2 protein-coding genes are annotated in these 1,151 nt (G+C 35.4%); both read left to right on the forward strand.

The genetic code is table 11. The features are described 5' to 3' along the window. Positions 1-63 precede the first annotated feature (63 nt). A complete protein-coding gene (locus tag PGQ38_RS19345; RefSeq protein ID WP_330674559.1) occupies positions 64-462 on the forward strand; it encodes a hypothetical protein in 399 nt (132 codons plus the stop codon). Positions 463-590: 128 nt separating this feature from the next. After that, on the forward strand, positions 591-1,118 hold the full coding sequence (locus tag PGQ38_RS19350) for a hypothetical protein (RefSeq protein ID WP_270433207.1): 528 nt from the start codon (positions 591-593) through the stop codon (positions 1,116-1,118). The last annotated feature ends 33 nt before the right edge of the window (positions 1,119-1,151 follow it).

Raw genomic sequence — 1,151 nt, forward strand, 5'->3', positions numbered from 1 at the left:
CTGTACTGGACATGACAAGAGAATGTATTATTGACTTTATTTTATCTTGAGGAGGATATGAAAATGAGTGAAAAGAATGATTTTATACAATTACCACCAATCAAAAAAAACACACCGTCCGAAGTGGTCTCAATGATCTGGCAATATTTGAAATTACCTGAGGAATCCAGAAAGAGAGTGACGGCAGATCTAATTGATGTGGATGAAAATTGTGAGAAGGAAGATTTTCAGATTCCAGATCTCTATGACATCGTTCCAAAAGAAGAAATCGCGGAATTTGAAGAAACTATGCGTAAAATTATAGCAGGAATTATTTCTCAGGCCAGCAGTGTTGCCACCTGGGTGTATGTACAGAAATATGTGAAGCACAAAACTCTGGATGAAATGCTGCAAGAATGGAAAGGGGCAAGCCAGTTTATTATTGTCATGGATACCTGGTTCGAAAGATTGATGGCAGAATAATAGATGCTGTGATAGAATGAAGAAAACGATTTGAAGTGCAAATCGGGATTGACCGAGTTCTTTGAGTGAGATACACTTCTTGGACGAAGGGAAGGAAGAAGAAAAAAGTACTTTAGAGGTATTATGGAATGAGTAATAAATTGGTTGAGCACAAAGAATCAAAAGAAATATTAACTGGAAATCAAAAGAAAATTTTGTTTTGGATTTGTTTCATTATTTTAAGTATAGCTTTCATTACAGTCTGGATAAATATACTTTTGACATCTAAAGCATTTAATACACAAATGGAAGAGATGGTACTGGGAGAAGATTACTATATGGAGGATATTGTGATTACAGGTAAAAGGGCTGAAGATGCCTCGGCTGATACGATATCTCAGAATTATTTCTTCTACTACAACAATGGAAAAGTGAATGATTATCACAAGCGAATGCAAGTACCGGGATTTGTATATTCGGAATATAATGTAGGAGATTCCATAGCTGCATATACCATAGACCATGTTAGTTATTCTTATTACAAGTATGGGATTCTTCCGGATACAGAGTATACAAACAATGAATTAATGAAAGTGGCTGGCGTATTGCTTGGAATAGGAATATTTTTATTGGCTTTGTTTGGGGTATTAAGTAAGAAAATGAATTACAAGAAGTAACCAACTTCCCGTTGAACAAAATCGCTGCGCGAT

This window comes from Blautia faecis, from assembly GCF_027662325.1.
GTDB classification, from domain to species: Bacteria; Bacillota; Clostridia; order Lachnospirales; family Lachnospiraceae; genus Blautia_A; species Blautia_A faecis.